The 14084-nt window shown below is 32.6% G+C and carries 10 protein-coding genes; 2 read left to right on the top strand and 8 right to left on the bottom strand.

All coding sequences use genetic code 11. From position 1 onward, the window contains the following. From V6246_RS04665 to V6246_RS04630, 8 genes are all read right to left on the bottom strand, one after another. On the bottom strand, positions 1 to 1488 hold the full coding sequence (locus V6246_RS04665; protein ID WP_341559224.1) for a cryptochrome/photolyase family protein: 1488 nt from the start codon (positions 1486 to 1488) through the stop codon (positions 1 to 3). Further along, positions 1485 to 1613, bottom strand: coding sequence for a DUF2256 domain-containing protein (locus V6246_RS04660; RefSeq protein ID WP_341559223.1), 129 nt, complete (start codon positions 1611 to 1613; stop codon positions 1485 to 1487). Before V6246_RS04660 ends, V6246_RS04665 begins: the two co-directional genes overlap by 4 nt. Next, a complete protein-coding gene (locus V6246_RS04655) occupies positions 1613 to 3070 on the bottom strand; it encodes a cryptochrome/deoxyribodipyrimidine photo-lyase family protein (RefSeq protein WP_341559221.1) in 1458 nt (485 codons plus the stop codon). Before V6246_RS04655 ends, V6246_RS04660 begins: the two co-directional genes overlap by 1 nt. 79 nt (positions 3071 to 3149) lie before the next feature. Next, positions 3150 to 3437, bottom strand: coding sequence for a TIGR03643 family protein (locus tag V6246_RS04650; protein WP_341559220.1), 288 nt, complete (start codon positions 3435 to 3437; stop codon positions 3150 to 3152). 7 nt (positions 3438 to 3444) lie between these two features. Beyond that, positions 3445 to 3846, bottom strand: a complete 402-nt coding sequence (locus tag V6246_RS04645) for a DUF2452 domain-containing protein (RefSeq protein WP_341559218.1) — start codon at positions 3844 to 3846, stop codon at positions 3445 to 3447. A 3-nt stretch (positions 3847 to 3849) separates the two neighbouring features. Beyond that, entirely contained in the window at positions 3850 to 4014 is a 165-nt protein-coding gene (locus V6246_RS04640; protein ID WP_159020595.1) for a Lacal_2735 family protein, read from the bottom strand. Between the two features lie 218 nt (positions 4015 to 4232). Then, positions 4233 to 5291, bottom strand: coding sequence for a PAS domain-containing sensor histidine kinase (locus tag V6246_RS04635; RefSeq protein WP_304404460.1), 1059 nt, complete (start codon positions 5289 to 5291; stop codon positions 4233 to 4235). Positions 5292 to 5575: 284 nt separating this feature from the next. After that, on the bottom strand, positions 5576 to 9673 hold the full coding sequence (locus tag V6246_RS04630) for a hybrid sensor histidine kinase/response regulator transcription factor (RefSeq protein WP_341559216.1): 4098 nt from the start codon (positions 9671 to 9673) through the stop codon (positions 5576 to 5578). 287 nt (positions 9674 to 9960) lie between these two features. On the opposite strand from V6246_RS04630, the gene V6246_RS04625 reads away from it, so the two are divergent. Together V6246_RS04625 and V6246_RS04620 are read left to right on the top strand one after the other, a co-directional pair. After that, a complete protein-coding gene (locus V6246_RS04625; RefSeq protein ID WP_341559214.1) occupies positions 9961 to 11433 on the top strand; it encodes an arylsulfatase in 1473 nt (490 codons plus the stop codon). A gap of 28 nt (positions 11434 to 11461) precedes the next feature. Next, a complete protein-coding gene (locus V6246_RS04620) occupies positions 11462 to 14062 on the top strand; it encodes a fibronectin type III domain-containing protein (RefSeq protein WP_341559212.1) in 2601 nt (866 codons plus the stop codon). Positions 14063 to 14084 lie beyond the last annotated feature (22 nt).

Here is a 14084-nt window from a genome sequence, read left to right as displayed (position 1 = left end):
TTAGTTTTTTAGGGATATTAAATACTGTTCTGCATGTTTAAGATGTTGCTCTTGCTTTTCAGAAGGCATTTTATCAAACATTTTCACCAACATGCCTAATCTAGGGTTTGATAAAAAGAAATTACGATGCGTATGCATAAATCGCCAAAAAAGCCCGTCCCAAGTGTTTTGCCAATCTCCTTTTTTATAATTACTCATTTTCATTAAATAATTACTGCCACTTATATAAGGTTTTGTCGCCATTAATCCGCCATCGGCAAACTGACTCATTCCATATACATTGGTTACCATAACCCAGTCGTAAGCATCAATAAAGAGTTCCATAAACCATTTATACACTTCATCGGGATCGAACTCACAAAGCATCATAAAGTTCCCTAAAACCATTAAGCGCTCTATATGGTGGCAATAGCCAGTTTGTAATACTTTTTTAATAGTTTTATCTATGGGTGCTATGCCTGTGGTGCCATCGTAAAACGATTTAGGAATTTTCTTTTTAAATCCCCAAAAATTAGTGGTGCGTTCTTCACTACCTCTAGCTTCATAAACACCTCTTATAAATTCGCGCCAACCTGTAATTTGCCTAATAAAACCTTCGGTAGAATTAATAGGTACATTGTTCTCTTCAGCATATAATAAGCAAGCATCAATTATTTGCTTAGGCGTTATCAAACCTACGTTTAGCATAGGTGTTAATACACTATGGTTTAGTATCGAGTTTTCTGCAACTATAGCATCTTCATAAGTTCCAAACTCCATAAAACGTTGTTCAAAAAACTGCTGTAACCAATTGTTTGTGCTTTCAAAATTAGTAGGGTATAAGGCATGCTCTGTAAGACTCCCTAAGTGGTCAGAAAAATGCTTTTCTACATATGCTTTCGCCTCTAAATAATAAGCATCGTTATCTGGATATTGAACCGATGGGGGTGTTTTTTTAGCAGGATATTTTTTTCTGTTTTCAGCATCAAAACTCCATTTGCCTCCCAATGGGTTATTTTCCGAATCGACTAAAATCTTTCTTTTTTTACGCTGTTCGGTATAAAATGTAGATTGATGGTATTTCTTTTTATCCTTTCGGAAGAAATTAGCAAGTTCATCTTTAGTGTTTAAGAATAAAGACGAAGTATAAACGGTTGTTGAAATGCCGTGCTCTTCACTTGTTTTTTCTATCCTTTTTTGAAGCCAATTATCTGTCGGGTCTAGGTAGTTAATGTGTTTTACTTCTTGTTTACTTAACTGCACGATTAACTTTCTAATATCCGATAAATCGTTAATAGCTTCAATATAATTTACTTCGAGGTTTTTTTTATTCTGAAGAAAATCTGCGTAGCACTTCATTGAAGCTCTATGAAACGCTATTTTTTGTTTATGAAACGGGTATTGCTTAAAAAACAAATATTCTTCAATTATATAAATAGGAGCAGTGGTTTCAAAAATTGGTGATTCTTGAAACAATTGATGTGGAAATATTAAGTTGATGCTTTTCATTTATTCTTTCTGCAACGTGTGCTGCAATATTTAACGTCGTTCCAATTTTTCTCCCATTTTTTACGCCATGTAAATGGTTTGTCGCAAACCACACATATTTTCTCTGGCAGATTTTCCTTTTTCATTAGTTTCTATTAACGTGAGTTTGTAAAAGTCTATTCTTTTCTTGCAACACAGCAGGGTGTTTTTTATGTCCCCAAATTTTGTCTCTCGCAATTCTCGCACTTTCTTGTAAATCTACTATGGCGTTTGGATAGGTTTCACCAATAATAACGTTGCAAAACGTTTGTTCCATAGCTGTCATTTTCCAAGGTTCATGAATATGTAAAGTTGGAACAGCGCTTAGTTCTGGAATCCATTTTTTTATAAATAAACCTTCAGGATCGTGCTCTTGTGAGTTTTTTACGGGGTTATATAAACGTACGGTATTAATGCCTGTAGTGCCTGCTTGCATTTGAAATTGAGGAAAATGGATTCCTGGTTCATAATCTAAAAACTGCCGTGCCAAATGGTAAGTGCCGTCTCTCCAGTCTTGGTCTAAATTGAGTGTTAAAAAAGAGACAACCATAGCACGCATTCTAAAGTTAATCCAGCCAGTTTGTTCTACAGCTCGCATGCAAGCATCGATTATAGGGTAGCCGGTGTGGCCTGTTTTCCATGCTTTTATAAAAGCTTCGTTTTTCTTGTGAGACAAAAGCTCGTAACCTTTATTTATGCATCGTGTTTCGTAGGTACATTCTACTTCAAACTTTTGAATAAAATGGCAATGCCAATGTAATCGGGTTAACATTGCTGAAAATGCATTACTGTTTTTTGTTCCGTTTGGATGTGTACCTATAAATTGAAAAGCTTGCTTTATACTTAAATTTCCCCAGGCTAAATAGGGTGAGAGTCTGCTGCAAGACATTCTACTTTCTGTAGGTTTAGATATGTGTTTTTGGTAATTAAACCCTCTTTTTGCGGTAAACGATTTTAAGTAGCGCCAAGCATTTACTTCACCTGCTGGTTGGTAATGTTTGGGATAGGCTTTTAATTGATTTTCTAATTTTTCGGGTATACAAAAATGATGATTAATAGAAGCTAGTTCGGAAACAGAATAGATGTTTTTTATAATTGGCGTATGCATGGTTTGATGCCATTGCTTGTTCCATGTATCTCTGTTTTTAAGACCTCTAACAATACCATCTCGTTGCGATTGTTGCCATAAAATAGTATGCTCTTTACAGAATTGTGATATCTGTTTATCGCGTTGCCAAGTTAGTTGAATTCCGCTTTCTTGATAACTAAAAACAGATTTGATATTGAATACGTTTTGTAAATATTGAAAAACAGTAATAGCTTCTCCGTAAAAGACTTCAACACGTCTTTTGTATGTTTCTAATGTTGTGTTTAACTCCGAAATAGAGTGGTAAATGAATTTTAAATGTCTCGGGCTTGTATCTGGATATTCTATTATAGAAGGTTCAAATAGATAAATAATAAGGTATGGAATGCCTGCTTGTTCCGCTTTTTGTAAAGGCTCATGATCTTGCGAGCGAATATCTCGCTTTAACCAAACAATATTTATAGCTTGCCTTTTCAAGAAGTTATTTATTTTTTTAGGGATAATATAATTGAATAAACATTTTTAATTTTTTGCTATTCGTGGTGAGCTGTTTTTACTAACGTTTACTTATTTTGTTGCCAGAAATAGCTTTTTGTCTAGAGCATTTAAAACGTGTAATATCTGGATTTCGTTTTTTTAAATGCTTTTTACTCACTCCGCTATTTACACGTTTACGCCAACGTTTAAAGCTAGACTCTTTTAGGTTGCCACGCATCACTTTAATAACTTCTTTTTCAGGTAATCCAAACTGAAATAGAATAGCTTCAAAAGGCGTGCGATCTTCCCAAGCCATTTCAATAATGCGGTCTAATTCTCTCTCTGTTAATGTTTTTGTTTCTGTCATCGTGAAATTATATTTTTTCCCAAGTTTGGTCTGCATTTAAATAAAAGCTTCCTAGCGGATTAAAATCGCATTGTTCTGGTGCTATTATAGATAGAAACGATTCACCATTAGTTCTTTTATATAAATGATATACTTCGCCAATTACCGGTTCAAAAGAGAACTTGGCATCGAATATGAGTTTGTTGTATTCAAATTCTTGAATCATTTTCTCGTATTCTGCTTTTAGCTCCAAATATTTAGCCTCAACCTTATGATTGATTTTTGTGATGCTTCTGTTTTTCCAAGCAATACTATCGGTTGGCGTAATTACAGGTGCACCTACAGAAGTGGCATACGGCTTAATAGAAGCGTCATATCTTTTGGTTTCTGTATTGTAAACGACCTGATCTGGCTTTTTTTCTTCACTCATTTATTAATTCAACTTTTCTAGTTTTTTCATGACTTCTTCTGCTTCAAACACTTTCTGATCGCTCATTCTTCTATTTGAAGTGGATAGGGCGTGGGCTTCATTCATCAGTTTTTCATATTGTTTTTGTAATATATCTTTCTCTGATTTTGTTTTGAATAGTCCAAACATATCTTATCTCGTTTTTTTTTGATTTTTTAAAAATTGTAACATTAAATACTTTGTAAAGATACAATAATGTTTAATCTTTTTCTTAAAAAGTTAAACAAAATATTTTAGAACGTGATGTGTTGAAACCTAAATTCTGAATATTTAAAGTTTTTAATCTATGTAATAGACTTAGATTTTATAAAGAAAAAAGATAAATAAATTGATGTGTGCAGGAAGAATTAATCCTTAAAACTGATAGTAAATGTTGTACCATGGTTAACCTTACTATCTACATGAATGCTTCCGCCAAGTGAGGTTACGTGGTTGTAAACTAAATATAAGCCCACGCCTTTGCTATCTTCATTTCCGTGAAAACGTTGATTTAATTTAAATATTAGATGTCCTACTTTTTCCATATCAAACCCAAGACCATTATCAGAATATTGAAAGGTAGATTTACCGTATAAATTATTAGATGTTATCGAAATGATTAACGGAACTTCTGGTCGTGCGTATTTAATGGAGTTTGTAATGAAATTAAGAAAAATACTTTCCATATAAGCCGGATTGAACGGAACGCTTTCTAAAGCTTTAAAGTCTATTTCGAATTGTGCTCCTGATTTTTGTATTAACGTACTTATGGAGTGGCTTACTTTGTTGAAAATGGTATTAAAATTAACGAGATCTAAGGTTTCGTTCGATATGTTTTTTTGTTTAAAGGCTTCCACATAAGTGTTTAGAGAATCATTTAAACCTTCTGCAGAGACTTTTATGTAATTCAACATTTTCAAAGTTTCTGGATCTTCAACTTTACTTAAATCAATTAAATCTACTAATGATATTAAATTATTTACTGGAGATCTAAGATCGTGAGATGTTGTGTAGTTAAGCTGCTTAAGTTTTTCGTTAACCTCACTAAGTTTGCTTAGGTGAGATATGCGTTCGTTCTCTAATTCTTTTTTGTGTGTTATATCTTTAGCAATGGCATAAACTAGCTTATGTTTTTCAACAGGAATAGAGGTCCAGTGCAACCAGATAATTGCGCCCGATTTGGTTACATATCTATTTTCAAAATTGATTAAAGGTTTATTTTGTTTTAAATTAGATCTGTTAGAGGCTGTACGCTTTTTATCTTCATCATAAATAAATTCTGAAATTAATTTAGAGCGTAATTCCGTTTCAGAATACCCTAAAAGCTCAACAAAAGCAGGATTGATTTTAACGAAATAGCCATCGAAATTAGCAATACAGAGACAATCCATCGATAGTTCAAAGAAAGGGTCTAAATAGTGATCCATTGGTTTCGCTATACTAAGTTTTAAAAATTAAGGTGGCTGTTAAGGAGCAACGAAGTTAAACCTAGTTCAGCATAAAATCAATCAAAATGGATTTATTTGTATCAATAATGATATAATGTAATATTTAGTCTGATTAAAATATAATTTTTCTGAAAAATAGCTAAAAAACAGAGAAATATGTTAATTGAATATGTCTGTAAATTAACAAAATGAACACAAAAAAAATCTCAGTAATATGGTATAACTGAGATTTAATTTTTTTTTTGGTTTTAGCAACTGTTATTTTATTCTGTATTTTGTTTAATATACTCCGTAGGGCTCATGCCGTATTCTTTATTAAAGCATTTACTGAAGTATTTCTGGTTGTTAAACCCCGTCATGTAAGCAACTTCAGAGATATACATTTTATCTTGTTTTAGTAACTGAGCAGCTCGTTTTAGTTTTATGGTTTTAATGAAATTTACAGGTGTATCATTCAATATTTGCTGTACTTTTCGATATAAGTTTGCTCTGCTCATTCCAATTTCTGAAGCTAAAAATTCTACGCTTAATAAATTATTGTTCATATTATCTTCAATAATTTTGATAAGCTTTTTAATGAATTTTTCGTCGTTAGAGTCTACGTGTTTGTCAACAGGCGCTGTGGTTATAAGTTTACTATATTTTTCCTTTAGATTATGTCTCGTTTTAAAGGTGTTTTTTACTTTCCATTTAAGAAATTCTAAACTAAAAGGTTTTTCTATATAGTCGTTTGCGCCAAGGCTTAAGCATTCAATTTTAGACTCATCGGAATTTTTAGCAGTAAGCATAAAAATAGGTGTATTGTTAAATTCAGGGTTCTGTTTTATCTGTTTCAACATAGAAAGACCATCTTGAATAGGCATTAAAATATCGCTAATAATTAGGTCTGGTTTTTCTGCCATAGCTTGCACGTAACCTTCTTGGCCATTTGGAGCTTCAATAATCTCAAAATCATCGCTTAACTCCTCTTTTACCATTTGCCTTAAATCATCATTATCTTCAACAATAAGAACTTTAGATTTTTTAGTTTTTTGTTCTATGCTTTTTTTATTGTTAAACTCTGTAGAAACTTCTTCAATGACTTGGAATTCGGAGTTTTTTATGAAATTTCGTTTTAAAGGCATACTGGTTTGTATGCGCTCTTTTTTACTGTATTTATCTTTAGAAATAGGAATACAAAAAGTGAATTCTGTATAAACATTCTCTTCGCTTTCTACGTTAATAGTACCATGGTGGCGCTCAATAAGTTTATGTACCAGTTCCATGCCAATGCCGGTTCCTGGTATTTGATTACGTTGCGATTTTGTTGCTTGGTAATAGCGATCAAAAATAAATTCTAAATCTTTTTTAGGAATTCCTAAACCGTTATCGCGAACGCTACACCTTATATATTTACCACTAAATGGCTGTAGCTCACTTTCGTTTTTATTAGGTTTTATAACGTCTAGATTTACTATTATTTTTCCGTTTTTAGCAGTGTATTTAAAGGCATTGGAAACTAGATTAAATAGAATTTTCTCTAATAAATCGACATCGTACCAACCGGATGCTTTCTTTTCGTTAGATGTAAAATCATAATCGATTTCGTAAATTTTAGCAAAGTCGTTAAAGGCGTTTTTAATGGTATTTATATCTTTTACAATATCATTTTTTGAAACCTTGAGTTTAAATTTCCCTTCGTCAAACTTTCTAATATCCATAATCTGGTTTATTAGGCGGTGCATTCTCAGAGTATTGTTGTAAATACGCTGACTTGTTAAAGGGCTTAATGTGAATTTTTTCTCTTTAACTACTTTTTCAATAGTACCTAATATTAATGATAATGGCGTACGTAACTCATGAGAGATATCGGTAAAAAATATCATCTTCATTCTGTTAAGTTCATTGTCTTTTTCTCTAGAAATGGTTTCTTTTACAAGGTTTTTCTTCAGTAAATACCAACGTCTAATTAAAATAGAACCTATGTAAATAATTAATAAGCCTAAAAGAATATAGGTTAGTATAGCCCAAATACTTTTCCATATTGGGGGATTGATAATAAAGGACACCTCGGCAGGTGTTTCATTCCAAGCGCCATCACTATTGGTGCTTTTTACCATAAAGGTGTAAGTGCCAGGCGAGAGGTCGTTATAATTAGCATTTCGGTTAGAAGCACTTGTGTAAATCCAATAATTGTTCAGTCCTTTTAATTTATAGGCGTATTGGTTTTTATTAGGTGTTGTTAAATCTAACGACGAAAAATTTACAGCAATATTATTTTGATTGTACGGTAGCTCTATTGGAGCGCCAGAGTATGTGTAAAATTCATTGATGTTTTTAAAGCTATTCATAGCTTTGTTTTCTTGTGTTTTACCAAGAATTGCAAAACTTGTAATTACCGTAGTTGGCAATATAGTTTGTGGTGTTAGTTTTGTTGTAAAAACACTGTAGAAACCGTCGGTACAACCAAAATAGATAATCTTTTTTTGCGCATTAACCGTGCTAGAATTAAAAAGGAATTGGTTTTCGTTAATACCGTCTTCCACACCAAAAGGTATAAAACGTTGTGTTTTAATATTGAACTTTGTTATGCCATTTCTGGTGCTCATCCAAATATTACCATTATAATCTTCTTCAATAGCCGAAACTATTTTTGGACTATAGGCGTTATTTTCTTTAAAATTCTTGAACTTATCAAGAGATTCTTCATACATATTTAAGCCGCCACCACGTGTTCCTACCCAAATATTATTTAAATTATCTTCATGTAAACTTAAAATAGCATTGGATGTTAAACCATTTTCTAGGGTAGGTAGGTAGTGCTTTATAGTTTCATTTAAAAGATCCACGCAGTATAAACCTTCTCCACGTGTACCAATCCATAATTTGTTGTTTTTAGAGAGCAAAAGGGTAGAGGTGTGGTGGTTTTCTAGTTTTTTAATTACATTTTGTTTAAATTCAGAAACCGCCTTATTGCTGTTAATAATATCAATACCTCCATCCCAAAGGGCCACCCATAATTCATTCTTATTAATAGGTACAATGTCTTTTATGAGTTCTTTGTAAGATTTAATTTTAACTAAATCTAGTTTGGTATCGTTGGAGTTATAGTTGCGAGTTTTATAAATAGCTTTATTATCGGCAATTAAAAACTCGGTGTTTTCATAATTTCTCGTAATGGTTTGTATAAACTTTATATCGTTTTCAATTTTAACATGGGCTTTTGTTTTCTGATTAAAATGAAAAAGGCCTTCGCGTGTACCTACTAAAATGTTGGTTAAGTCCAAACTCTTTAAACTTGTAGTAATGCTGTTGCTTTGAGAGAGTTTGTTGTATTCAAATAGAGACGTTCTGCCTAAATATTTATTAATTCCTTTAAAGGAACCAATCCAAAGATTACCATAATCATCAAATATGGTTGATGAAATATGATTATTTAATAAGTTAACCTCTTTATTGGTGTTTGAGAAATAATTAAAACGGTAAGTATTGTCTATTCTATTCGCTTTAATTAACCCTTCCGATGAGCCAATCCAAATGGCATTGTTTTTCACATCTATCGATACTGTTGTTAAAAAGCAAGTAGAGGATAATTCTTCATTAATATTTGGGTATTGTTCTAGAATCTCGATGTTATAGTCTGCTTTGTTAGTACCTAGAATATACATGCTGGTTGAACTTACTACCATTATTTTATTATCTGCCAAAAACTTCATATCAATAATTTTTTCATTGAAGTTTGTAGCTGTAATTAAATTGTTTTCGTTGATATAAAATAGGCCATTATCGTTAGCAATCCAATGTCTATCAAAATTATCTATCAATACAGTAGAAATGGTTTTGGCGCTCGTTTTGTATATATTATCACTAGGTTCGTTACTAAAAACTTCGGGTAAATTAATTTCAGATATGTCTTCCTTAGATTGAAACCTGAGTAAGCCTTCCGTTTGGATATTTACCCATATATCTCCCGTTTTACTACTTGTTTTTACAAACGAGCTGATATTTTTTAAAAAACCTTTAAATTGGTTTTTCTTTCTATTATAATGAATAAGGTAACTTTCACTTCCTATCCACAGATTCTTATGGGCGTCTTCAATAATAGAATTGATATTATTATTAGGAATAGAATTGGCATCAAAAACATCATATTGATACTCTTCCAGATCATGACCATCATATCTATAAAGACCAGAATTACTTCCTATCCATAAATAACCATAGCTATCTTTAAAAAGGACGTTTACCTTCTTATTGAAAAGAACACCGTGTATGTCTAATTCATGAAAGTTTAAAGAATTAGATTGAGAGAAAGAAATGTTTAAAGTAAAAAACGTAATAATTAAACATATGTAGGTAATGGTGGTTTTAAAAATGCTCATAAAAATCAAAGGAGTAATTATGTTGTATATAAAATATTCTTGACAGCATCACAATTTACATAAGTTTTATCGTTTTTTACCCTTAATTAGCCGGAGCTAGGCCTAATAATGTAAAATAATAGGGGTGATAATGTTGCATCTGCTTTAATTTAACCATGTATTGCAGGTATCGCAACATTTGTAGGGGGATTTTAATAAAACGAAGCTTTAATTTACAAGTATATTTGAATGTATTAAAATGTTCAAAAGGAAATAGATCCTAAAACCTAGAAAAGAAATTGATAAAAATGAAAAAAGGTATTCAAATTTTACTGTCGGCTATTTTAGTTGCAAGTGCGTTTTCGTGTGGAAAAGCGAAAACCAAAGAAAATGTAATTTCTACGGAAGTTGTAAAAGAGAATAAAAAGCCGAATATCATATATATACTGGCTGACGATCTTGGCTATGGTGATTTAAGTAGTTTTGGTCAACAAAAATTTAATACACCGCATATAGATAAATTAGCAGCAGAAGGTATGTTGTTCACTCAGCATTATGCTGGTAATACTGTTTGTGCACCATCACGTTCAGCTTTATTAACGGGTATGCATACAGGTCACACTCCAGTTCGTGGTAATAAAGAGGTTATGCCAGAAGGTCAATATCCAATTCCAGACAATACGTATACTATGGCAGAAGCGCTTCAAAAAGGCGGTTATGTTACAGGTGCTTTTGGTAAATGGGGGTTAGGTTATCCAGGATCAGAAGGTGATCCAAACAAACAAGGTTTCGATGTTTTTTATGGTTACAATTGTCAACGTTTAGGGCATAATTATTATCCTTATCATTTATGGTCTAATCAAGATTCTATTGTTTTAACAGGTAATGCAGGACATAAAAAAGAACAATATGCTCCAGAATTAATTCAAGAAAAAGCCATCGAGTTTTTAGAAAATTATAAGGATAGTACATTCTTTATGTATGTGCCAACTATTATTCCTCATGCCGAATTAGTAGCTCCAGAAGCTGTTTTAGCTAAATATAGAGGTAAATATGCTCCAGAGAAAGTGTTTGAAGGTACAGATGATGGGCCAGAATATAGATTAGGCTTTTATGAATCTCAAACAGAATCTCACGCTGCTTTTGTTGCCATGATTGAAATTATGGATAATCAAGTTGGTGAAATTATGGATAAAGTAAAAGAGTTAGGTCTTGAGGATAATACTATTGTTGTTTTTACTTCGGATAACGGACCGCATACTGAAGGTGGAGCAGATCCAAAATATTTTAATAGTAACGGACCTTTTAAAGGTGTTAAAAGAGATTTATATGAAGGTGGAATTCGTGTGCCAATGATGATTAAATGGCCAGGAAAAATTAAACCAGGTAGTAAAAGTGATTTAATTTCTGCATTTTGGGATGTGCTTCCAACGTTTTCTGAAGTAGCAGATGTTCCAGTTCCATCAAATTTAGATGGTATTTCATTTTTGCCAACATTATTGGATAATGTTTCGGAACAAAAACAACACGATTATTTATATTGGGAATTTCATGAAAGAGGAGGTCGCCAAGCGATTAGAAAAGGGAAGTGGAAAGCAGTAAAATATAAAGTGCTTAAAAACCCGAATGCACCTATAGAATTATACGATTTATCTGTAGATGAAGGTGAGCAAAATAACGTTGCTAGCGAGCATCCAGAGGTTGTAAAAGATATGGAGCGTATTTTAAAAGAAGCAAGAACACCATCGGATGTGTTTACCTTCGATCAGGTTTCATTTTAAAAATTTAATAAGCGATTAATCTTAATTTATGGCTTTTAAAAAAGTAAAAATCATACAATTGGTTTTAGCGGTTTGCCTTGTGCAAACCGCTTCAATATATGCACAAAATCCGGAGTCTATAAATATAGATACCACAACTGGCCATGCTATTAAAAATGGTGCAAGTGGTTTCAATGTGCGTATAGCCGATAAGGTTTGGAGTTATACACATCCCGATTTTGTAGCTTCAGTAAAAGAGCTAAAACCAGGTTGGTTACGTTATTTTTCTGGCACAATGGGTGATGCTTTTAGTAGCGCAACAGGACAGTATGATTTGGATTATATTGCCATGTTCGATCACCAAAAACCTTATTTAAAAGGACATCGCTTTACGGAAGTTAAAGGGCCACATCGCGTTACCGATTTATATCATTTATTAAGTGAAATCAACGGAAAACTAGTGATTACGGTGAATGCCTTTTCTGAAACTCCAGAAATGGTGATGGAATTGGCTCGCTTTTGTAAAAACAATAATATTAAAGTTGAAACTTGGCAATTTTGCAACGAACCCTATTTTTATGTGCCAAATAGAAATAGATATTGGTGGAATGATGGTTATGATTATGCGGCAAAAATGCAGCCTTATGCCGAAGCTATCCAAGAGGTGCTGCCTGATGCTAAATTAGCATTGAATTATACTTGGGATGGTGTATGGACTTTTATGAAAGAGATTAATAAATTTCAAAAAAGCAATGGTGCTTACTGGAATACGTTTTCAAAGCATTCTTACGCACCACACACGGGAAAAAAAGAAACATTAGAGCAAGCTTATAAACGCGCAAACACTAAATTAATAGAAGCAACAAGTCCGTCGGCAATGTCGGAAATAGAAGATTATACTTGGAAAGATGCACCCATGATTATCACCGAATTTGGTGTATGGAACAGCCCGTTAAATGGTATTTATTCCGGTATTTATAACGTGGAATATATTATGCGTCAGTTGCAACACACCAACACTACTTATGTTGCAGCGCACGAGGTTAGTAACAAGTTTTTGCCTGCGGTAAATAAAAACAATTTATTAGAAGAAGCCTTTAAAAATAATAAGCAAATAGATACCGATACCATTATTACCGGTATTCATCGTGATATAGAAGGTAAAACTTTAAAAATATATCATGAGGCTACTAATAATTCTAATTTCTTATATAAAACCGATATCTCTAAAATGGTACAAGTCCCGGGTTTAAAAGGGACAGAAGCAAATGGTATGTTTGTGCAAACCTACAAAGGGAATAATGGATTCAATTATTTAGTGATTACGAATAGAAGTGAAGAATCTAATCAGTTTCAAGTTAATATTAACGGCACACCATTAAAGGAGACTTTATTAACGAACTATATTTCTGCCGATGTCTTAAAAACTAGAAACCCAGATATTCAGGAAACTACATATATAAACGGACTTATAACTGTAAAACCATTTAGTATTTCGGTTAGTAAATGGAAAACGAACTCTAGTGCACTTACGCAACCAACGATTTATAAAGCGAGTATTGAGAAAACGGGAATTCAGTTAAATTGGGGAAAAGTTGGTTTAGCTACAGCTTATAAAGTTTATTATGGTACAGATGCTTTAAATTTAAATAAGTCGGTTACTGTAAAAAATAAAATGGCCTTTTTGGTTGAAACGGTAGAGAAAGGAAAACCGTATTATTTTAAACTACAAGCATTAAATAAAGCTATCGAAAGTCCAATTTCAGATGTGGTTTCAGTAACATTCAATAAACCGGAACAATCTGAAATTTTCAAAGTTTCAAGACGCGATGATAGCGTTACCCTTTTTTGGAAAAGTGTTGCAAACGCCAAAGGTTATTTAATACACTATGTTGATGAAAACGGAAAAGACATAGAGATTGATGCCGATAATGTTTTCGGTTACCGTATTGAAGGTTTAAAGGATCAAACAGATTATCAATTTACAGTTTCAGCATACAACGGTTTAGGTAGAGGCGAAGCTTCTGATAAGGAAAACGTAACAGTATCTTCTAGAATACCGTTTAGTCCGCGCAATGTTTCAGCTGTAAAAAAATCATCAAGTACCATTGAGGTTAAATGGCATAGCCAAGATGAAGTCTTGGAAGGCACAAGCTATAACGTGTATCGTGGTGAGAAGTTGCATGAGTTTACTAAAATTGCAACGGCTGTAAAAGACACCGTTTTTCTGGATAACAATATTGTAAATGATAAGCAATATTATTACACCGTAAAAGGGTTGACTGATGCTGGTGAAAGTAATTTTTATCCAAATATAGCCACGGCATTCTCAGCAGAAAACAATGATAAAATTACTATTCAAGTTGTTGAAACTAAAGAAGACGGTTATCTTGTAAAGGTAAAACTTAATAAACTTCAACTAAAGGAAAATGACGCTTTTGGTATCATTATCAACAATGTATCTTATTTAAATGTAGAAGATATTAAAATTGAAGGTACACGAAGAACTGAAGAAACCAAGCAATTTCAGGCCTTTATTCCTTTATCAAAAGTGAAACAAAATTCAAATTATACCATAAAAGCATTCATTACTAAACAAGGTAAAACACTAGAAAGCGCTTTGGTAAATCAACATATTGCAACAAAATAAAGAGAACCACTAACTTAATTAT

It is taken from the genome of Algibacter sp. TI.3.09 (assembly GCF_038154905.1).
Taxonomy (GTDB): Bacteria; Bacteroidota; Bacteroidia; order Flavobacteriales; family Flavobacteriaceae; genus Algibacter.
Note: the sequence above shows the minus strand (reverse complement) of the source record. Positions and strands in the feature narration are given on the sequence as shown.